The following is a 19042-nucleotide window of genomic DNA, read 5'->3' on the forward strand; positions in this document are numbered from 1 at the left end:
GTATGCGCAAATCCAGAGATAGAGGTCTCGCCATCACTGCCGGCCTCCTCACCAGCAATGACAGTGAATCACACATCAAAGGCAAACGGAATCCCCACCGATTCCGCTTAGCGCTGACAGACTCTAGGCCTGCAAGGTCGATCGGGCCGCAGCCCCAGTCGTAGTCAGGCCGTCCGAGCCAGCTGGAAAACAGCCGCCCGAACATGCCGGTACTCTCTGCCTTCGAATGGCCGGCACTATGGCGCCTGCCGTGATGCTCCTTCGTCGTCATGACGATGTCTCCTCAAGATGTCTCTCCTAAGCGCTCATCGCCGGCCGCGGCATGCAGGCCTCGCAGATGGCGCCGATGTGGCGATGGTCGGTGCCGCAGCAGCCGCCGAGAACGCGCAGATGCGGCATCCGGCGGACGAACTCGCCGTAACGCCGGCCGAAGTCGTCGGGGTCGCCGGCGTCCAGCGTCTCGCTCTCGTCGAGTTCCTGGTGGCTCAACGCCGACGCATTGGCGCGGATGCCGCCGATGCGTCGAACCCAGGTGCTGTCGTGATCGAGCGCGGCATCGAAATGGCTCGGATGCGCGCAGTTGATCATGTAGAACAGCGGATAGCTGCCGGTAGCTGCGTCAACGGCCTCGATCGCCTCCTGCATCGTTCTGCCGGTGACGATCCTGCCGTCCGTCTCGACGGTGAAGGCGATCACGCAGGGGATTCCGGCCTTTCGGGCCGCCCTTGCCACGCCGATCGCCTCGTCGATGTTGGTGAGCGTCACCGCGCTGATCATGTCGGCATCGGTGGCGGCGAAGGTTTCGACCTGCGGCCGGTGATAGGCTTCGGCCTCGTCGGCGCTCATGTTGCCGGCCTTGTAGCCGTCGCCGCGCGGGCCCATGGCGCCATTGAGCACGATCGGCTGGCCGGGCCGCTCGTACTGGGCGCGAAGCTGGGCGAGCAAGCCGATCGCTTCCTCGTTGACCGCCTTCAGCGCTTCAGCGTCGTAGCCGAGCTTTTCGGCCCAGTCGGGGTTGGCGCGCCAGGTCGGCGTGTCCAGCACGAATCCGGTGCCGGCGCTGCGGGCCAGGTCGAGATAGCGGACGTAGTAATCCTTGAGCTTGCGCCGCCCCTCGGGGCTGGCCATCAGCACGAACGAGGCGAAATGCGGAAGTTCCACGCCTTCATGGAAGATCAGCGTCGTCTCCATGCCGCCATCGGTGAGAAACCGATTGCCCTTCGTCAGCGGCAGGCCATGTCTGTATTTTGCCATAACTGTCTGTCTCCACCCGTTTCAATTCCGTTTCGGAAATTCAGGAGCGGGCGCGGTCCGTGGAGCGCGCCGACGAGAGCCAAGTCATGAGTGCAGTGTTTTTGTTTCCCTCTATGCGCTTTCGTATCGAGGGTATTCCCACATTTTCCGAAACGCGTGTGGATTTTTGCCTGTTTTTCGCCCGTAAAACTAGACCACTCATGGTCAAGCGCCCACAGTTGGCTTTTATATTAGATAATTATCAATTGCTTGGCGCCGCCTTTCACGCCAATGTTAACGCCACGGCTGGGGCGTGAAGCCAAAAAAACTGTACCAACGGTACAGGAGGCGAGCGATGCGCAAGGGCGAGGAGACGCGGGCAAGGATACTGGCGGTGGCAGAAGCCGCCGTGCTCGCCAAAGGCTTCGGCGCGACCTCGATCGAGGAACTGATCACCGAGACCGGCATCACCAAGAGCGGCTTCTTCTATCATTTCCATGGCAAGAATGAACTCGCCCGGGCCCTGCTGGAACGCTACGTCGAAAACGACAACCGCCTCTACGATGAGATCTTCGGCCGCGCGCATGAACTGGCGGATGATCCCCTGCAGGCGTTCCTGCTCGGCCTGAAGCTCCTCGCCGAGCAGCTGGCCGACCTGCCCAACGGCCATCCCGGCTGCCTCGTCGCCGTCATGTGCGTCCACGAACGCGCCTTCGACCGCGAAGTGCAGGAGATCAACCGCCAGGCGGCGCTGAACTGGCGCCGACGCTTCAAGGCGATGTTCGAGGAAATCATGGCAGTCTACGAGCCGCGCGAGCCGATCGACGCCGAGCGGCTTGCCGATACGGTCTCAACCATGCTTGAGGGCGGCATCATCATGTCGAAGGCGCTGAAGGACCCCAGAAGCCTTCCCGACCAGCTTCTCGTCCTGCGCTCCTTCGTCAGGATGCTGTTCCGCGGCGGCGGGGAACGGCGCGCGGCAGCCGGGGGGCTGCTCTAGCTGCGCAAGGGGGCGGTGTCGGAGCGTGGCTGCGTTACGCCAGCAGCACGATACACCCGAGCCCCTGGGTCAGCGCGGCGAGGCGGCGGACGCGGTAGGCCAGCGCCTCCAGCCCGCGCTTCAGGGCAGGGCGTGCGGTCGCCACCCAGCCGCGCGCATAGAAGCGTCCGCGCCAGCTCGGTGCGATCGTGTAGGTTGAAAGGCCGATGGTCCTGTTGCTCCAGCTTTCCTTGTAGCCGGCCGGATTGGCAAGCAGGTCGTAGGTCGCAATACCGTTGTCGATCAGCCAGCAGACGGTCATCTCCATCTGCACCTTGCCGGGCGAGGCGTCCCGCAGGTCCCAGTCGAACGCCCCCATGTAGCAGTAGTAATGGCCGCCATGAAGGAAGCCGAGTTCGACGGCGGCAATCCTGTCGCCGGTTTCAAGCACGGACAGGCAGGCGCCCGACAGGCTATCTCGGTCGCCTTCCAGGCCGGCGAGGAAGTCGCCAAAGCCGGTCTGCGACAGGCCGAGGCCGAGCCGCCCGGTCTCCGTCAGCCAGCGCCGTTTCAGGTGCAGCGCGTGTTGTATGGTCGGGGCGAACGCCGGGTCGTCCGGCCACACCACCGAGAACCGGAGCTCGCCGTGGCGGGCGAGGTGGTTTCGCCGGCGGTTGCGGTTGCGCCGCTGCAGCTTGCCGAGCCCTGCGACATAAGCCTCGGCGGAGGCAAAGCCCGTCAGGTCGAGGAGCGAGGCGGCATTGCGCACGGTGGCCACCGAATTTGCCCGCGCCATCATGGTCGCCAGCGCCGACCCGTCCGGAACGCCTTCGAACAATGCGACGTCGAAGTCGCCCCGGTCGACCAACGCCGCGAGAAGCTTGTCTGCGATCGTCTCCGAAAGACCGGCGAAATCGGGATCCATCAGGAGGTTGCTGTACTGCGTATGCGTGCCGCCCAGCGCCTCGATCCTGCTCAACGCGCCGGCCACGCCGCTTTGCATCAGCGGCCAGAGCGCGATCAGTCGGCCGGCGCACCAGGCTGTCGCAACGAAGGGCCGCGGGCCGCCGGCCCCGCCCGCGAAGCGCGCAGCCCAGCTATGGCACCACATGTAGCCCTGGAAGAAGGACAGCCCGCCCTCGCAGCGCTGCTCCAGCGCCCGCCAGTCATCCGCGATCGCCTCCATCGCCGCGCGGTCCGTCAGCACGCTGACGTTCAGCGCGCCACAGACCGGCTCCGTCTGGTCCATCCTCTCCACGTAAACTCCCGGCCAACCCTCGTTTCGGGCGCAATCCTAGGATGCGCTCCTGAACAAAAACTTGCAGGCAATGTCACGATTGCGTGTTCTGAAGGGGCAGGCCCGAATTTAGACCTGCAGAAGCTTCAGGCGTCTCTGCCGATGGGGCGTCGTCATGGTGGCCGCAAAACGCGTACTGGGTGCCCAGTCACCTGTCCCGCGACAGCCGGCGATCGATGAAATCGTGGATCAGCTCCAGCGCTTCCGTGCGCGACAGGCCGCCGGACTGCAGTCCGAGGCGAAGCCAGAGCCCGTCGATCAGCGAACTCACCTGAAGCGCCATGCACCGGCCTTCCTGCGCGCCCAGCATGGGCACCAGCGCGGAGAGGAGATTGGAATGCATGCGCGAATGGATCACCGCCTGGATGCGGGCAAGCTGCGGTTCGCGCGGCACCTCGGCGCAGAGCGAAAGCCAGGCATGGGCGATCGACGGCTGGAAGAAGCGTTCCTCAAAGTTGCCTTCGATGATTGCGACGAGGCGCTCGCGCGGCGTCGTCGCACGCCTCAGCCGCTCGGCGACCGCGTCGCGCAGGCTGGCATTCGCCTCGCGCATGGCCTGCTCGAAGAGTTCCTGCTTGTTGCGGAAATAGTGCAGCACGATGCCCTTGGAGGCGCCGGCATGGGTTGCCACCTTTTCCAGCGTGGCACCGGCCATGCCCTCGCGCTGCAGCACTTCGAAGGCTGCCTGCCGCAGTTCCTTGCGCCGGATGTCCACCAGCTTCGTCAGCCGTCCCGCCATGAATCGCCTCCGTCTCACAGCAGAGATTGACAGGTTTTACCGTAAGTTCAATAATTGTCCCACTGGTCAATTAAATGACCATATGGATAAATTCGCCAAAAGAGACAGGGGAACGTCGATGAAATATGCCTTCGTGCCGTTGGCGGCAGGCCTGATTACCTTTGCCACGTCTGCAGCTGCCGCCGATCCGGAAAGCTGCCGCACCGTCCGTCTCGCCGAGCCCGGCTGGAACGACCTCGCCTTTACGACAGGGGTCGCCCAGACCATTCTCAGCGCGCTCGGCTATGAGCCGCAGACGAACCTGCTCGGAATCGACGTCATCTATCTGAGCCTCAAGAACCGGGACCTCGACGTTTTCCTCGGTTACTGGGATCCGGCGATGCAGAACTACTTCGCGCCCTACAAGGCCGATGGCAGTGTCGAGACAGTGGGCACCAACCTGACGGGAGCCAAGTACACCTTCGGCGTGCCCGCCTATGTCTGGGAAGCCGGCGTGAAGGACTTTGCCGACCTGAAGGCCCATGCCGAAAAGTTCGGGAAGAAGATGTACGGCATCGAGCCCGGCTCGAACCAGCTGATGCTGGATACGGTTGCCGATCCCGATCTCGGTCTCGACGGCTGGGAAGTGGTCGAATCCAGCGAGCAGGGCATGCTGGCCGAGGTCGCCCGCCATATCGATCTGAAGGAGTTCATCGTCTTTCAGGCCTGGGCACCCCATCCGATGAACACCGCCTATGATATCCGCTATCTGACCGGGGGCGACAAGTTCTTCGGCCCGAACTTCGGCGCGGCCACGGTCTCCACGCAGGTGCGCAAGGGCTATCTGGAAGAGTGCCCCAATGTCGGGCAGCTGCTGAAGAACCTCACCTTCGACATCGATTTCGAAAATCGCGGCATGGGCTACTTGATGAACGAAGGCCTTTCGCCGACCGACGCCGGCCGCAAGGCACTCGTCACGGAGCCGCAACGTCTCGATGCGTGGCTGGCCCGGGTTACGACCATCGATGGTGCGCCGGGGATCGATGCGGTCAAAAAGGCGCTCGGCTTGTGACCGCAACAGATCAGGAAGGCTGGAACGGGCGCAAGCAGTTCCTCCACCGCCCTGACGGCCGCAAGATCGCCTTTGTCGACAACGCCGTGGATGCGCCAGCGCTGCTGCTCGTCCACGGCTATACGGACAGCAGCCGCAGCTGGTCGCTGATCGAGCCGTTCCTGCCGGGGCTGCGGCTTGTGATGCCCGACCTGCCGGGCCACGGGCAGTCGCCGCCGTCCACGCCGCCATCGCTGCAAGGCTTTGCCGACGATCTGGCCGCGCTGATGGCCTCGCTCGGCATCGGCCGCTATGCCGTGGCCGGCCACTCCATGGGGGCGATGATGGCGCTTGCGCTCGCTGCCCGGCACCCCTGCGCGGTGGATGCAGTCGTAAGCCTGTCGGGTAGCCTGCGGCCCGATCTGGAAGACGAGAGCGCGCTTGCCCGGGCGATCGGCGGCTTGCGTGACCCGATCGATGCGGCCACCGATCTACCGTGCGACTGGCACCATTGCTCAAGGCCGGTCGATGCCGGCTTTCTCCGCCACATCGCGCTGGAGGCGGCGGCGATGCCGGCCGAAGTCTGGCGCTCGCTGTTCGCGATGCTGCAGAGCGCAGACCTGTCGGCGACATCACAGGCGGTGCGCGCACCGGTCCTGCTGGTGGGTGGCACTGACGATGCGCTGTTCGACGGCGGGCACCGGGCCGGTCTCGCCGCAGCCTTCCCGGCTGCAGACAGCCATGAGCTCGACGGTCACGGACACAACCCGCATTGGGAATCGCCCGCAGAAGTCGCCGCGCTGCTGCTGCGATTTTTAGTGGCTGGCGGTTGCGTTCCGCCAAACGCCGGCTGACGTAGAGTTCACGACCGTTCTAGCCCCGCATCCGCCCTGCCGGGCAAGCTTCTCCCCGCAGGCGGGGAGAAGGAAGCAAGCAGTAGACGCCTTCCTTCTCCCTCTCCCCGCTTGAGAGAGGGTCGGGGTGAGGGGGGCAACGTATAACTGTCGTGTACCGTGTGGCCGCGCCCTCACATCTTCCCCGCCACCTTGATCGCAAACGCATATTCGAAGGCGATCTCCTCCAGGCGCTGGAATCGGCCGGACGCGCCGCCGTGGCCGGCGCCCATGTTGGTGCGCAACAGGATCGGGGCTGACCCGGTCGCCTTCTCGCGCAGCTTCGCCACCCACTTGGTCGGCTCCCAGTAGGTCACGCGCGGGTCGGTCAGGCCGGACAGCGCCAGGATCGGCGGATAGGCCTTGGCCGCGACATTGTCATAGGGCGAGTAGGAGGCGAGCAGCTGGTAGAACTCGGCGCTCTCGATCGGGTTGCCCCATTCGTTCCATTCCGGCGGCGTCAGCGGCAGGGTGTCGTCGAGCATGGTGTTGAGCACGTCGACGAAGGGGACGGCGGCGATGATGCCGCCGAACTTCTCCGGCGCCATGTTGGCGACAGCACCCATCAGCATGCCGCCGGCCGAGCCGCCTTCTGCGACGATGTTTGCGTAGGAGGTGAACTTCTCCTGATTCAGATAGTCCGCCGCGGCGATGAAGTCCTTGAACGTATTGGGCTTCTTCTCCATCTTGCCGTTCTCGTACCAGGCGTAGCCCTTCTCCTTGCCGCCGCGGATATGGGCGATGGCATAGACGAAGCCGCGGTCGGCGAGCGACAGGCAGTTGGTGTTGAAGCCGGCGGGGATGGAGATGCCGTAGGCGCCGTAGCCGTAGAGCAGGCACGGGGCCGAACCGTCGAGCGGAGTATCCTTGCGGTAGAGCAGCGTGACGGGTATGCGCTCGCCGTCATGGGCGGGGGCGAACACGCGGCGGGTCACGTAGTCGTCGATATTGTGGCCGGACGGCACCTCCTGCGTCTTCAAGAGCGTGCGCTCGCGCGTCGCCATGTCGTAGTCGTAGAGCTGCGAGGGTGTCGTCATCGAGGAGTAGGAGAAGCGGATGACATCGGTGTCGTATTCGGCGGCACCCGAGAGCCCGAGCGAATAGGCCTCCTCGGCGAAGGCGATCTCGTGCTGCTCGCCGCTCTTGCGGTCGCGCACGATGATACGCGGCAGCCCCTCGTGCCGCTCCAGCCAGACGAGGTGGCGGGCAAAGGCGAGGTGGCTGAGGATCAGCGTGCCGGGACGGTGCGGCACCACTTCCCTCCAGCTCTCGCGGCCAGGTGCATTGACCGGCGCCTCCATGATCTTGAAGTCCTTGGCGCCGTCGGCATTGGTCAGGATGTAGAAGACGTCGCCGCCCTCCGTCATCGAATATTCCAGCCCCGTCTGCCGCGGCGCGACGATCGCCGGTTCGGCCAGGAGGTCCTTGGTCGACAGCAGCCGGTATTCGCTGGTCTCGTGGTCGTGGATGTCGATGTAGATGAAGTCGTCCAGCAGTGATCCGCCGACCGACATGAAGAAGCCCGGGTCCTTCTCCTCATAGACGAGCCGATCCTGCGACTGCGGTTCGCCGAGGATGTGCTGGTAGATCTTTGACGGGCGGTGGTTCTCGTCCTGCAGCGTGTAGAAGAAGCTCTTGCCGTCGGGCGCCCAGACGCCGCCCCCGCCGGTGTTTTCCAGCACGTCACCGCGGTCCTCAAGCGTTTCGAGATCGCGCACCTTCAGCGTGAAGTACTCCGAACCCTTGTCGTCATAGCCCCAGATGCCGAGCGAATGGTCGGTGCTGTGGTCCAGGCCGGACAGACGGAAATAGCCCTTGCCCTCGGCTTCCCTGTCCCCGTCGAGCAAGAGCCTCTGCTCGCCGCCGTCGCGGGGCTGGCGGAAATAGCGCGGCTGCTCGCCGCCGGTGACGAAGGAGGTGCCGTAGGCGAACGGTCCGTCCTTCACCGGCACGGAACTGTCGTCCTCCTTGATCCGCCCGCGCATCTCGGAAAACAGCGTCTTCTGCAGGTCATTCGTGTCGTCCATCGCCGCCTCCATGTAGGCGTTCTCAGCCTCGAGGTGCGCGCGGATCTCCGGATCGAGGATGGAGGTGTCCTTGAACATTGCCTGCCAGTTGTCGGCGCGGAACCAGGCGTAGTCGTCGGTGCGGGTGATGCCGTGGCGCGTTTCCTGCACCGGCTTCTTCGTGGCGATCGGGGCGGTGGGCAGATTCTTGAAGGCGGACAAGGCGATACTCCGATAGAGGCCGGTGCGGCGGAAACGAAAGAGATAGAGAGAGCGGCCCCGCGCATCAAGACGCTTTGGGTCGGCAGAAGACCGGTGGTGGTGCTTTCGACGCCGATACGGGCGTTGCCGGCGCCTGCCGACACGCCGCCGGGCGGCTGCCATTTGCGCGGCGGCCTTTCGCGACGGCGGCCATTTGCGACGGCGGCGCTCCCATCCCCTCCGTCACCCCGGACTTGTGTGGACGCTTGATCCGGGGTTCAGCGGCACCGCGTCGGCGGTGCGAAAGAATGCTTTTCCCGCGCAAGGACTTGCGCGGCTGGATACCGGCTCGGGGCCGGTATGACGGAGGGTGCGATGTGGGGCGTGGAGGAACGGCCGCGACGGCGCGCCGCGCCATCGGCACCGCCTGCCTTCACTGCCGCACGCCGCGTATGTCCATGTCGAACTTGACGACGTTCAGGTAGATCGGCGTGCCGACGTCCATCCGGTAGCGCGAGCGATAGACGTTGCCGGTCACGTTGAACGCAATGGCGTTGCCCTTCAGGCCCTGCAGCCGGACCGAAAACTGTTCGCGGTGGGTGATGCCGCGGGCGGTCAGCATGCCGTCGACCACCGCCGTGTCGTCGCCGGTCTGGCGCACCGCGGTCGAACGGAACGTCACGGTCGGATAGGCATCGGCATGGAAGACGGCGCTGGAACGCAGGAAGTCCTCCATGCGGCCCTCCGCCGTGGCGACGCTCTGCGGATAGAGCGTGAAGGAAATGGACGAGGCGCCAATGCTCCGGCCGTCGATGCGAAACCGACCCGAAAATTTCGTGAAGCGGCCGTTGATGCTGCCGCCGCCGACCTGGTCGACCCAAAAGCGGATCTGCGAAGTGCCGGTGATATTGTAGGTGCCTGCCGCCTGCGAAAGTTCGGGCGTCTTCGAAAACACCGCCTGCGGCAGAAGGATCTGGCCGAGCGTGAGGCCTGCAAGTGCCAGGGTGGCGTATCTCATCGCTTGCTTCCTTCGTTTGCGGGGGTGTCGACCGGGTCGATCGTCCGCCTGCCGAGCATGCGCATGAGGACGCCGTCGCGTCGGACGAAATGGTGGAAAAGCGCGGCTGCGGAATGGAGCGCGGCCAGCGCCAGCAGCGTGTAGGCCGTTGTGGCGTGAACCCAGGACCAGAAGGCCTCGGCGCCCGCGCTGCGCGCCATCGGCAGCGGCGGGATCACCACGAGATTGAACAGGAAGGTCGGGATGTTCAGCGTCGTGGTCGAGGCGACGGCCCAGCCGGCGAGCGGTACGACGAGGCAGAGGAAACCCAGAAGCAGATGCGTTGCCGTGGATGCGCGCCGCTCGACTACGCCGAGGCCCGGAGCAGGGGCCACCCGACCGGCGGCAAGCCACAGGAAGACGCGCAGGCCCGCGAGCGCGAGCGCTATGAGCCCGAACGATTTGTGCCACTGGTAGAGCGAAAACTGCAGCGCCGGATCGATCCCCCTGCGCCGCATGGCGAAGCCCAGGACGACGAGCCCCAGCACGAGACCGGCCATCAGCCAGTGCAGGCAGATCTCACCGATGCCATAGCCATTGTCACGCGGTTTGCGCATGCGATGGTCCTCCCGATCGTGTACCACGCCGGCGGCCGGCCGCGCACCGGCCGGAGTGTCGCGCGACCCGGTGCAGCCTTAGACGGATGCGACAGGCGTTTGAGCAATTCCGGAGCGCCGCGGGCTGTCGCATGGTTGCCGCCGGCCCGTCCGCCCTGCTTCTCCATCCCGACCGGGGCGGGAACTGCTGCGGCTCCGGTCCGGCTTCCAGTGGCTCGATCTCCATGGCTCCGATCCACAGCGGTAAGACCTGCCACAACGCCTTTCCGAATGCCGCTGGCCGTATGCGACTTTGTCCAATTCTACTCCAATTGAACGCTCAGGGAGACAGCCGGCGGCGGCCTATTATTCCCTCCGCGCCCATCCCCGTGGTCTTTGCTTGAACACCCTTCCGGTTCGTGTCGGATTGTGCCGCAATCTGCCGCCCATCACAGTCTGGGCGTTTTCGCCGCCGATAGAACGTGGCATAGCGCTACGTCCGCAGCCGCACTTTCAGAGCCCGCCATGCATCGTCCTCTCGTTTCCCTCGCCTTCACCCTTGCGCTGGCAGCGCCGGTCGCGGCGGGGCCGCGGCTTGTCGAGCCGAAGCTGACCGTCGCCAAGGCCCATGGCGGGCCGCCGCGCGTGGCGCTGACCTTCGACGCCTGCATGGGCAAGGTCGACCAACGCATCTTCGACGTGCTCCTGCGTGAAAAAATCCCGGCGACGATCTTCGTCACGGCGCGCTGGCTGAAGCACAATCCGCAGGCAACGGCGATCCTGCTTGCCCATCCCGACCAGTTCGAGATCGAGAACCACGGCGCCATGCATGTGCCGCCGGTCGACTATCCGACCACCGTCTACGGTATCACTGCGGCCGGCTCTCCCGAGGCGGTTGCGCGCGAGGTCGAGGGCGGGGGCGCGGCGATCGTTGCCGCGGGCGCGCCGCAGCCGCACTGGTTCCGCGGCGCCACCGCCAAGTATACCGCATCCTCGATCGCCGGGATTTCAAGCCTCGGCTACAAGATCGCCGGCTACTCGCTGAACGGCGACGACGGTTCGCTGCTGGGGGCGAGGGCCGCCGAGCGCCGCATTGCCGGCGCCCGCGACGGAGACGTTGTCATCGCCCATATCAACCAGCCGACGCATGCGGCGGGCGAAGGCGTGGCGCGCGGCATTCTGGCGCTGAAGGCAAGCGGCGTGCAGTTCGTCCGTCTTTCCGACGCCGACGCCGTTCCGTCACAGCCGGCGCTCTGATCTACCCGCTTCCGTCTTCCCGGCCTTGAGCCGGGAGCCAGCGCGATCAAGTCTTTGATCGCAAGAGATTCCTTTCGCCTTGCGGCTGCAAGGCGGCTGGATTCCGGCTCCGGGCCGGAATGACGGAGGCGGGAGGTACCGTACTCCTGCAACGCTGGTGTCGTGCTGTGAGCCGAGTTGGCCCGCAAGGTCGATCTCGTTCCGGCATGCGCAATCCTTGATTGTAATATTGACTGATTACACCATTGCGTTAGTGTTGTGCTCCTGAGCGGTTGAAAAGCACATGGAGAGGGACATGGGGCAGTTCGAATTCGCAGGCAGGCTTCTCGATGCGCGGCCGGATCGCGTGGATTTCCGCGACAGGCCCTATCTGCCGCCGCTGCGGCCTCTGCCGCCGGAATATCCGGTGCGCGAAGACATCAACCGCTACTTCGAAGAGTACGCACGGACCTACGTGCTGAACCAGTTCAGCGAGGGGGCCTGCACCGGCTTCGGGCTCGCCGCAATGATCAACTTTCTCTACTGGCGGCATTCGACGGCGGGCGAGGCGCTGCCCGCCCGGGTCAGCCCGCGCATGCTCTATGAGCTGGCAAGGCTCTATGACGAGTGGGACGGCGAGGATTACGACGGATCGAGCTGCCGTGGTGCGATGAAGGGCTGGCACAAGCACGGCGTCTGCGACGAGGCGCTCTGGCCCTATGGCAAGCGTTTCATCCCGCCGAAGGACGGCTGGGCGAACGACGCGACCGAACGCCCGCTCGGCGCCTATTATCGCGTCGATGCGAAGTCGCTGAACGACATGCAGGCGGCGATCCGCGAATGCGGCGCGGTCTATGCCTCCGCGCGCATTCATGCCGGCTGGTTCGATATCGGGCGCGTCGAGGCGATCGAGGCCGCCGTCATCGCGCGCCGCACCGGCGAGTTCGTCGGCGGTCATGCCTTTGCGCTGGTCGGATACGACCGCCGCGGCTTCATCGTCCAGAATTCGTGGGGCACGGACTGGGGTTACGGCGGCTTCGCCCGGCTCAGCTATGCCGATTGGGTGGAAGGCGGCTTCGACGCCTGGGTCGCCGCAGCCGGCGCTCCGGTCTTCGTCGACCAGTCCGTCGTTGCCTATTCGCCGGTGTCCCTGCAGGACCGGGCTTCGGCAACCGCGCACACGGTTGCCGCCAGCACCGCCGCCCGGCCCCTGTGGGACAATGCCACCTGCTATCAGCATGCGGCCGTGCTCGGCAATGACGGCACGCCGATGCGCCGCCTGCCGGAGTGCCGCGACGGTGCTGCGAACCTCGAATACGTCCTGAAGACGAAGGTCGAGCAAGCCTACGGGCAGGGCACCAAGACGCTGGTGCTTTATCTGCATGGCGGGCTGAACAGCGAGCCGGCGGGGATTGCCCGTGCGTCGGTGCTCGGTCCTGCCTTCGCGCGCAACGGGCTGCACCCCGTGTTCGTCGTCTGGCGCACCGGCTTTGGCGAGACCATACTCAACATCTTGAAGGACCTGCTGCCGTTGCAGCAGGAGCGCGTGGAATGGTCTGTCAGGGAGATCGGCAAGTCCATGCTGGACTGGCTGGACGACCAGAAGGACAATTCGCTAGAGCTTGCGGCCCGGGTCGGGGGTGGCAAGGCGGTCTGGACGGAAATGAAGGAGAACGCCGCCTATTCCGCCGAAAGCAAGGGCGGCATGCGGCAGGTCGCCTCCATTCTCGGCGGACTTGCGGCCGACTGCCCCGACCTAACCATCCATATCATCGCCCACTCCGCCGGCGCGATCCTGTTCGGGCATCTCTTGAAACGGCTCGGCAGGTCGAGCGGCATCAAGATCACCACGACGACGCTTTTCGCGCCCGCGGCCACCGTCGATTTCGCCGTCGACACCTATGGCCCGGCCTTCGAGGCGGGCGTGATGCCGAAGGCGAGCATGCTGGTTCATTTCCTCGACGATCGGCTCGAGAAGAACGACACCGTCGGTCCCTATGGGAAGTCGCTCCTCTATCTCGTCTGCCGCGCCTTCGAGCGGGAGCACAAGACGCCGCTGCTCGGTCTTCAGCTGGCCTGGAAGGCCTGGTGGGACAAGGCGGTCAAGGAAGACACTTTCCACAAGGATTTCGATCCGAGGAAGAAGTCCTCGCCGCTCGTCAAATGGCAGGCCCTCGTCGACAAGCATGACGTCGCTTTTGCCAGTCTCGCGGCCGACCAGGTCGATACCGCCCCAGGGCGGAAGATCGACGCCGCGCATGGCAGTTTCGACAACGACGTGGCCGTCATCAACGCCACGCTTCGCCGTATCCTGGGCAAGGAGCCCGCCCATCCGGTGACGGATCTGAGTGGCTTCTGACGGCGCCTGGCGGCCGTCGGGCTCATCCCGGAAGCGATGGCGGCTGCTTCCGGCCGGGGCGAAGCTCGTCGGCGATCGTCATGCCGATGATCGACAGCGGCAGCGCCAGCATGGCGCCCGCCGCCCCCCACATCCAGCTCCAGAAGATGATGGCGGTAAAGATGATGAAGGCGTTGACCTCGAACCGGCGCCCCATCACCGCCGGCAGCACGAAGTTCTCGATCAAAAGGTGCACGCAGAAATAGGCGAGCGCCGGAGACAGTGCCGCGATCATGCCGTCATGGGCCAGAAGCCCGCCGGCGACCAGCGCCAGCGTCATGACGGTGACGCCGACGAACGGCACGAACGAGGTGAGAAAGGCAAACAGCCCCCACATCCAGATCATCCCCAGATCGCCGGCAAAGGCGATGAGGGCGGTGATCAGCCCGAGCCCGCCATAGACCAGTGCGGCGGTTGCGAAATAATAGCCGAGCGAGCGGTCGATGGCATTCATCACGCGGATCGCCGCCAGTCGCTGGCTTCTCTGCGGGAAGGCCAGGATCAGCATGCGCCGCAGTTTCAGCCGGCCCGAAAGAAAGAGTACGAGTGCTGCAAAGAAGATCAGCACCTGCAGCAGCGCCGGCGTCACCCCGACGGTGACGATGCCGAGCAGGCTTCCGCCTTTCTCCAGAAGGCTGTCCAGCGTCACCGATCCGGATCCGAAACTGCGCGGGTCGATGTGCAGCCATTCCAGCTTGTTCAAGAGCGGCGTGACCCTCTCGATCGTCGCGTTGACGATGCTGGGGGCCTCCGAGGCGAGCTGCATCATCGGACCCGACAGGGCGGCGATGGCGAAGAACGCCCCGGTGGCGCAGGCGGTTGCCAATAGCAGCGCCGTCGGCAGCGGCGGGATGCCGAGAGCGTGCAGCTTTTCGGCCGCGACTGCGAGAATGAGGCCGGTGACGACGGCGAGCGTCAGCGGGATGAGGATGTGGGCCATCAGCGAAATCACGCTCAGCGCCATGATGACGAAGATGCCGATCACCGCCCATCGCGCACTCAGGTCGAGCCCGGTGTAGCTCGGCGGCTTCCGCTCCTTCGCCAGTGCTGCCTCGAGGCTCGCAGCCTCTGCATCGCTCCTTCGGGCGGTCTTTTGGGCGACCTCCTGCAATGTCCTGGTTACGAGCTTGTGCATCGGCGCGACTTTCCCTCAATTGCTGCACAACGCGGTACCGGGGTTCGGGTTCCAGCCGGTTCCGTCGCGCGGGGTGCGGTTTCGCGCTTCTGTGCAAAAGTCGGACAATTTCCAATTTTGACTCTCTCTTGCCCCATTTCGGTCGCACGAGCGGCAATGCCTAGCATCGGAGTGACTCAGCGAATGAAGATTGCCACCGCATTGTTCGCGTCCGCATGTGCGATTGCGCCTAATGCCATTGCCATGAACGCCCACGCCATGGACGCGCGGATCCGCAGCCAGCTGGCCAAGCTCGACCCCCAGACCCGGCTCGAGCAGCGCTGCGACATGGAAGCGATGGACCGCATCAAGGCCGCCGGGAAGGGCTACCGACCGGACAAGGTGATCGCCTATTCCTTCGGCGATCCGAAGACGAGCGGAAACAAGCTCAAGACGGAAGGTGCGGTCTTTCGCAGCAAGGGCGAATGGTATCGCCTCGCTTTCAAGTGCGAGACGTCCGACGATCATTTCGACGTGACCGCGTTCAAGTACAGGATCGGCGACATGGTGCCGCGCGACGACTGGGACGCGCACTATCTCTACGACTGATACCGCCATTCTTGAACGCCGCGCCCGGCACCGCCGGGCGAGCAGGGGGGCGGGCGAGGCCGGTCGACCAGGCGCCCGTTTCAGCCAACAGAACACCAGCCTGATTGAGTTTTGACCCTAGGCCGACAGCCGCAGCCCGATGCCCCAGGGGTCGATCAGCGAAACCGTGTCGCCGCTGCGGGTTGTCGCGATTTCCAGCGCGTCGAGCTGCTCGACGGCCTTTTGCAGGCGGTCGGCGCTGGCGAAGCGGATGGTGTAGTCGGCAAGGCCGGTCATCGCGGCGTCCCGCTTTGCCGCGCCGCGCGAATTCCAGACGTTTGCGCCGATGTGGTGGTGATACTTGCCGGACGCAAAGAAGCTCGCGCCGGGATAGCGCGCCATCAGGTCGAGGCCGAGCACGTCGCGGAAGAAGGCGTCGGCCTGCGGGATGTCGGATACCTGGAGGTGGATGTGGCCCATCGCGGAATCATCCGGGATCCCGCTCCAGCGTTCGCCCTTCGGCGCCTCGTCGTAGAGCCGCTGCAGGTCGAGCGGCAGCGTCGCCATCTCCACCATTCCGTCGGGCTGGTAGTTCCATTCGTCGCGGCCGCGGTCACGATAGACCTCGATGCCGTTTCCTTCCGGGTCGTCCAGATAGATCGCTTCGCTGACGAGGTGGTCGGAGGCGCCGGTCAACTGCACGCCATTGTGGGCTGCGTGCGCCAGCCAGCGCGAAAGCTCCTTGCGGCTCGGCAGCAGGAAGGCGTTGTGGAAGAGGCCCGGCGCGCGCCGGGAAGCGCGCACGGCCTTGCCGTCCGTCGTCAGCGTCAGCAGCGGGCGCCCGCCCGCGCCGAGCGTATGGCCCGAAGCGGACCGTTCCAGCACCGCAAGGCCCATCATTTTCTGATACCATTCGGACGTGGTCGGCAGATCGGTGACGAGCAGATGCGCGTGCTCCACATGCGCCGGCATGTTGACGGCGTGCGTGGGCGAGTTGAGCGCAGTGGCTTCGGTCATGAAAGTCCTCCGTCGAATGATCCGGGGCCGGACACGGCAGCATCTCGCATGGGATTGCGCTGCTTCCGGCTGCCAGAATATGGCCGCACCGGGTCGTTCGGGAAAGATGATGAAATGGCGATATTTCGTCAACGTGCCGTTGACGATGCAGCCTGCGCGACCGCCGGTTTCCTGCAACCATACGTCACTTCGGGATCGGCGCTGCAGTTTCGGCTTGATCCTCGTCAATGCGGCGCGCAGTCTCGAAAGGCAACGTACGCATGCAAAGCGGAAGGCGGAAAGGGGCCTGGCATGTACAGGAAGATCATCGTTCCCATCGCAATGGACCAGTTGGAACGCGGCGAGCAGATCCTCAAGCGCGCGAAGAGCCTGCTTGCGGACGGCGGCGAGATCGTTCTGGTCAATGTCATCGAGATCGCGACCAGCTACATCTCCATCGAATTTCCAGCCGCCCTCGTCGAGACGGAGATCAAGCAGGCCGAGGAGCGGCTGGCCCGTGTGCGTGACAAACTGGGCATTTCCGCCCTGATCGACATCCGCTACGGCGCCGGCGCCGGACAGATCATCGCCGCGGCCGAGGAACACAAGGCCGATCTCATCGTTGTTGCATCTCACCGCCCCGGACTGGCAAACTACCTGCTGGGCTCGACAGCGGACCGGGTCGTGCGTCATTCGCCGACATCCGTGCTCGTAGATCGCTAGGAATGCTTCCGAAATCGGTACGCCCGATTTCGGAAGACAGGCCTAAAGACCAGAAGACGACAAGCTGAGGGCAGTGCGGATGGTGCCGCGAGGTGCCTTCATGCGAGAGCCGGGCCCGGCCTCGGACTGCGGAACCCCCGTCGAAAAGGAAAGACTGGCCATGCTGGATACCGCACAATTCAAAGACAGGCTTCTCGGCCGCAAGCACGAGCTCTACCGGTTGCTGCACAGGATCGAGAGCGATCTCGAGGCGACGCCCAATCCGGACGCAGAAGAGCGGGCGACCGAGCGCGAGAACGACGAGGTGCTGGAGGAGATCGGCAACACGGGGCTCGGCGAGCTTGCCGCCATCGATGCCGCGCTCAACCGCATCGAGGCCGGCACCTTCGGCATCTGCCCCAAGTGCGGGCAGCCGATCTCGCCGGCGCGTCTGGCGGCCGTTCCCCACGCCGCACTCTGCGAAGAGTGCATCAAGCGCTGAGGGCATATCGAGGTCAAATGCGCCCGCGCGCAGCCAAGCGTTGCGCATCGGGTTTTGCGAACCGTTACGCAGGTTACCAAAAGTGAAGCCTCAGCCGGCGTTCCTGCCCCTTGGCGGCCTTGATCATGACGGTTGCAATTGGCACCATGGTTCCAGCTCGAGAGGCCTTCACAGGGGCACTCCTAACGGGAAGGGAGTGGGGCAGCAGCATGGCGCCGATGGTCCCGACCTGCCGGACGCGCCTTCGAAGTCTAGTCGTCCGCTGTGTACCGCGTGGAACGGGTCGCATGGAAATCGAAGGTATCAGATGGCAGTACGATCGCCATGAACTGATTGCCGATGGCATCGTTCATGGCGTCGGCGTCATATCTGCCCTCGTGGGGGTAACCGCGCTGATCTTCTACGCCACGGTCTGGACGACAAGCGGCCAGTTGGCCGCCGCCGCCGTCTACGGCCTGGGCCTGCTTCTGTCGCTCGGCATTTCCTTCGCCTACAATCTCTGGCCGGTGTCGAAGGTGAAATGGCACCTCCGCCGTTTCGATCATTCGGCGATCTTCGTTCTCATCGCCGCCACCTACACGCCCTTCCTGCAGCGCGGTCTGGAAGAGCCGCTGCTGGTGGGCATGCTCGTCGCCGTGTGGCTGATCGCCGCCGCCGGCGTGGCGATGAAATTCCTGCTGCCCGGCCGGTACGACCGGCTGGCGATCCTGCTCTATCTCGCCATGGGATGGAGCGGCACCCTTGCCGCCGGACCGCTGCGCGCCACATTGCCGGAAACGACGCTCACGCTGATCCTGATCGGGGGGCTGCTCTATTCGGTGGGCGTGATCTTCCACGTCTGGCAGAGCCTGCGGTTCCAGAACGCCATCTGGCACGGCTTCGTGGTGGCCGCCGCCGGCGTCCACTATTCGGCCGTCCTCACCTGCGTCAGCGCGTGAACGCGGCCCCGGACGGAGCAATTCAGCCGCGATCGCCACGTACCAGGATCACGAGGTAGCGGCAGGTCTCCTCGCTGTCGTTGACGAAGGCACAATCAACCGGCGCTGCGAGCGCCAGGCAATCGCCGGAGGCAAGGCGGTGGATCGTTTCGCCCTCGACGAAGGTCAACGTTCCCTGAATGACGCGCAGCATCTGGCGCTGGAAGGCGAAGGCGGCTGCGGGGTAGGCGACCCGGGCGCCGGCCGGAAGCTCGACCTCGACGAGCTCGGCAGGCGCTGCGGCAGGCGAAGCCTGGCGGCGCCGGTAGCCGGTTTCGGGATCGACCCAGACCGGCTGGTCGGCAAGGCGCATCAGCCGTTCGGCGCCGGCCTCCGCCCGGGCGATCAGGGTGGAGACGGAAAAGCCGAACGCGGCGCAAAGCCTGCCGAGCAGCGCCGCCGTCGGGCTGCTCTCGCCGCGCTCGATCTTGTGGATCATCGCCCGCGAGACGCCGGCGCGTTCTGACAGGTCGCTCAGCGACCATCCGCGCGCCTCCCTCTCGGTGCGGACGCGCAGGCCTAGACTCTGGTCGAAGTCGTCTGCTAAAGTGGACATAA

20 protein-coding genes are annotated in these 19042 nt (G+C 65.0%); 10 read left to right on the forward strand and 10 right to left on the reverse strand.

The genetic code is table 11. From position 1 onward, the window contains the following. Positions 1–271 (reverse strand): hypothetical protein (locus tag HV823_RS26490; RefSeq protein ID WP_210270685.1); only part of this gene is annotated, 271 nt, incomplete at its 3' end. A 26-nt stretch (positions 272–297) separates the two neighbouring features. Beyond that, positions 298–1254, reverse strand: a complete 957-nt coding sequence (locus HV823_RS02510) for a homocysteine S-methyltransferase family protein (RefSeq protein WP_176948190.1) — start codon at positions 1252–1254, stop codon at positions 298–300. A 59-nt stretch (positions 1255–1313) separates the two neighbouring features. On the opposite strand from HV823_RS02510, the gene HV823_RS02515 reads away from it, so the two are divergent. Together HV823_RS02515 and HV823_RS02520 are read left to right on the forward strand one after the other, a co-directional pair. Continuing rightward, on the forward strand, positions 1314–1550 hold the full coding sequence (locus HV823_RS02515) for a hypothetical protein (RefSeq protein ID WP_176948191.1): 237 nt from the start codon (positions 1314–1316) through the stop codon (positions 1548–1550). Between the two features lie 38 nt (positions 1551–1588). Beyond that, the gene (locus HV823_RS02520; RefSeq protein ID WP_176948192.1) at positions 1589–2233 is read left to right on the forward strand and encodes a TetR/AcrR family transcriptional regulator; all 645 of its coding nucleotides are present in this window, start codon (positions 1589–1591) and stop codon (positions 2231–2233) included. 34 nt (positions 2234–2267) lie between these two features. On the opposite strand, the gene HV823_RS02525 is transcribed toward HV823_RS02520, so the two are convergent. Both HV823_RS02525 and betI read right to left on the reverse strand, forming a co-directional pair. Beyond that, positions 2268–3461: a GNAT family N-acetyltransferase gene (locus HV823_RS02525; protein WP_246300906.1), complete on the reverse strand. Its 1194-nt coding sequence runs from the start codon at positions 3459–3461 to the stop codon at positions 2268–2270. A gap of 196 nt (positions 3462–3657) precedes the next feature. Further along, positions 3658–4248 (reverse strand): choline-binding transcriptional repressor BetI, encoded by a 591-nt coding sequence (gene betI / locus HV823_RS02530; RefSeq protein ID WP_176948194.1) that lies wholly within the window; start codon positions 4246–4248, stop codon positions 3658–3660. A gap of 118 nt (positions 4249–4366) precedes the next feature. Here betI and choX point away from each other — a divergent pair, with 118 nt between their 5' ends. After that, positions 4367–5299, forward strand: coding sequence for a choline ABC transporter substrate-binding protein (gene choX, locus HV823_RS02535; protein WP_176948195.1), 933 nt, complete (start codon positions 4367–4369; stop codon positions 5297–5299). After that, complete coding sequence (locus tag HV823_RS02540) at positions 5296–6132, forward strand: alpha/beta fold hydrolase (protein WP_176948196.1); 837 nt, start codon at positions 5296–5298, stop codon at positions 6130–6132. Before choX ends, HV823_RS02540 begins: the two co-directional genes overlap by 4 nt. A 173-nt stretch (positions 6133–6305) precedes the next feature. Here HV823_RS02540 and HV823_RS02545 read toward each other — a convergent pair whose 3' ends face one another. The 3 genes from HV823_RS02545 to HV823_RS02555 form a co-directional block, all read right to left on the reverse strand. Then, positions 6306–8399: a S9 family peptidase gene (locus tag HV823_RS02545; RefSeq protein ID WP_176948197.1), complete on the reverse strand. Its 2094-nt coding sequence runs from the start codon at positions 8397–8399 to the stop codon at positions 6306–6308. A gap of 412 nt (positions 8400–8811) precedes the next feature. Then, positions 8812–9396: a YceI family protein gene (locus HV823_RS02550; protein ID WP_176948198.1), complete on the reverse strand. Its 585-nt coding sequence runs from the start codon at positions 9394–9396 to the stop codon at positions 8812–8814. Then, positions 9393–9992 (reverse strand): cytochrome b, encoded by a 600-nt coding sequence (locus HV823_RS02555; protein WP_176948199.1) that lies wholly within the window; start codon positions 9990–9992, stop codon positions 9393–9395. The genes HV823_RS02550 and HV823_RS02555 overlap by 4 nt, the downstream gene beginning before the upstream one ends. Positions 9993–10496: 504 nt before the next feature. Here HV823_RS02555 and HV823_RS02560 point away from each other — a divergent pair. After that, entirely contained in the window at positions 10497–11228 is a 732-nt protein-coding gene (locus HV823_RS02560; RefSeq protein ID WP_176948200.1) for a polysaccharide deacetylase family protein, read from the forward strand. Positions 11229–11523: 295 nt separating this feature from the next. Further along, positions 11524–13566: a C1 family peptidase gene (locus HV823_RS02565; protein WP_176948201.1), complete on the forward strand. Its 2043-nt coding sequence runs from the start codon at positions 11524–11526 to the stop codon at positions 13564–13566. Between the two features lie 22 nt (positions 13567–13588). Here the strand turns inward: HV823_RS02565 and HV823_RS02570 are convergent, their stop codons facing one another. Beyond that, positions 13589–14740, reverse strand: coding sequence for an AI-2E family transporter (locus tag HV823_RS02570; protein ID WP_176948202.1), 1152 nt, complete (start codon positions 14738–14740; stop codon positions 13589–13591). A 183-nt stretch (positions 14741–14923) separates the two neighbouring features. On the opposite strand from HV823_RS02570, the gene HV823_RS02575 reads away from it, so the two are divergent. Next, complete coding sequence (locus HV823_RS02575) at positions 14924–15328, forward strand: DUF930 domain-containing protein (protein WP_425487628.1); 405 nt, start codon at positions 14924–14926, stop codon at positions 15326–15328. Between the two features lie 117 nt (positions 15329–15445). Here the strand turns inward: HV823_RS02575 and HV823_RS02580 are convergent, their stop codons facing one another. Beyond that, positions 15446–16324: a VOC family protein gene (locus tag HV823_RS02580; RefSeq protein WP_176948203.1), complete on the reverse strand. Its 879-nt coding sequence runs from the start codon at positions 16322–16324 to the stop codon at positions 15446–15448. 291 nt (positions 16325–16615) lie between these two features. Here HV823_RS02580 and HV823_RS02585 point away from each other — a divergent pair, with 291 nt between their 5' ends. From HV823_RS02585 to trhA, 3 genes are all read left to right on the forward strand, one after another. Further along, entirely contained in the window at positions 16616–17026 is a 411-nt protein-coding gene (locus HV823_RS02585) for a universal stress protein (RefSeq protein ID WP_176948204.1), read from the forward strand. 160 nt (positions 17027–17186) lie between these two features. Then, on the forward strand, positions 17187–17507 hold the full coding sequence (locus HV823_RS02590; protein ID WP_097135860.1) for a TraR/DksA family transcriptional regulator: 321 nt from the start codon (positions 17187–17189) through the stop codon (positions 17505–17507). Between the two features lie 287 nt (positions 17508–17794). Continuing rightward, a complete protein-coding gene (trhA, locus tag HV823_RS02595; RefSeq protein ID WP_176948206.1) occupies positions 17795–18445 on the forward strand; it encodes a PAQR family membrane homeostasis protein TrhA in 651 nt (216 codons plus the stop codon). Between the two features lie 22 nt (positions 18446–18467). Here the strand turns inward: trhA and HV823_RS02600 are convergent, their stop codons facing one another. Continuing rightward, positions 18468–19040 carry a helix-turn-helix domain-containing protein gene (locus HV823_RS02600; protein WP_176948207.1) on the reverse strand — a complete coding sequence of 191 codons (573 nt, stop codon included), beginning with the start codon at positions 19038–19040 and terminating at the stop codon, positions 18468–18470. Positions 19041–19042 lie beyond the last annotated feature (2 nt).

The organism is Mycoplana rhizolycopersici (assembly GCF_013378445.1).
GTDB classification, from domain to species: domain Bacteria; phylum Pseudomonadota; class Alphaproteobacteria; order Rhizobiales; family Rhizobiaceae; genus Mycoplana; species Mycoplana rhizolycopersici.

Bases quoted from the DNA above. Each gene is read 5' to 3' on its own strand.
- HV823_RS02520 (WP_176948192.1), top strand. From the start codon at position 1,589: ATGCGCAAGGGCGAGGAGACGCGGGCAAGGATACTGGCGGTGGCAGAA.
- HV823_RS02565 (WP_176948201.1), top strand. From the start codon at position 11,524: ATGGGGCAGTTCGAATTCGCAGGCAGGCTTCTCGATGCGCGGCCGGAT.
- HV823_RS02575 (WP_425487628.1), top strand. From the start codon at position 14,924: ATGAAGATTGCCACCGCATTGTTCGCGTCCGCATGTGCGATTGCGCCT.
- HV823_RS02555 (WP_176948199.1), bottom strand. From the start codon at position 9,992: ATGCGCAAACCGCGTGACAATGGCTATGGCATCGGTGAGATCTGCCTG.
- HV823_RS02585 (WP_176948204.1), top strand. From the start codon at position 16,616: ATGTACAGGAAGATCATCGTTCCCATCGCAATGGACCAGTTGGAACGC.
- trhA (WP_176948206.1), top strand. From the start codon at position 17,795: ATGGAAATCGAAGGTATCAGATGGCAGTACGATCGCCATGAACTGATT.
- choX (WP_176948195.1), top strand. From the start codon at position 4,367: ATGAAATATGCCTTCGTGCCGTTGGCGGCAGGCCTGATTACCTTTGCC.
- betI (WP_176948194.1), bottom strand. From the start codon at position 4,248: ATGGCGGGACGGCTGACGAAGCTGGTGGACATCCGGCGCAAGGAACTG.
- HV823_RS02510 (WP_176948190.1), bottom strand. From the start codon at position 1,254: ATGGCAAAATACAGACATGGCCTGCCGCTGACGAAGGGCAATCGGTTT.
- HV823_RS02590 (WP_097135860.1), top strand. From the start codon at position 17,187: ATGCTGGATACCGCACAATTCAAAGACAGGCTTCTCGGCCGCAAGCAC.
- HV823_RS02550 (WP_176948198.1), bottom strand. From the start codon at position 9,396: ATGAGATACGCCACCCTGGCACTTGCAGGCCTCACGCTCGGCCAGATC.
- HV823_RS02580 (WP_176948203.1), bottom strand. From the start codon at position 16,324: ATGACCGAAGCCACTGCGCTCAACTCGCCCACGCACGCCGTCAACATG.
- HV823_RS02570 (WP_176948202.1), bottom strand. From the start codon at position 14,740: ATGCACAAGCTCGTAACCAGGACATTGCAGGAGGTCGCCCAAAAGACC.
- HV823_RS02600 (WP_176948207.1), bottom strand. From the start codon at position 19,040: ATGTCCACTTTAGCAGACGACTTCGACCAGAGTCTAGGCCTGCGCGTC.
- HV823_RS02525 (WP_246300906.1), bottom strand. From the start codon at position 3,461: ATGGACCAGACGGAGCCGGTCTGTGGCGCGCTGAACGTCAGCGTGCTG.
- HV823_RS02560 (WP_176948200.1), top strand. From the start codon at position 10,497: ATGCATCGTCCTCTCGTTTCCCTCGCCTTCACCCTTGCGCTGGCAGCG.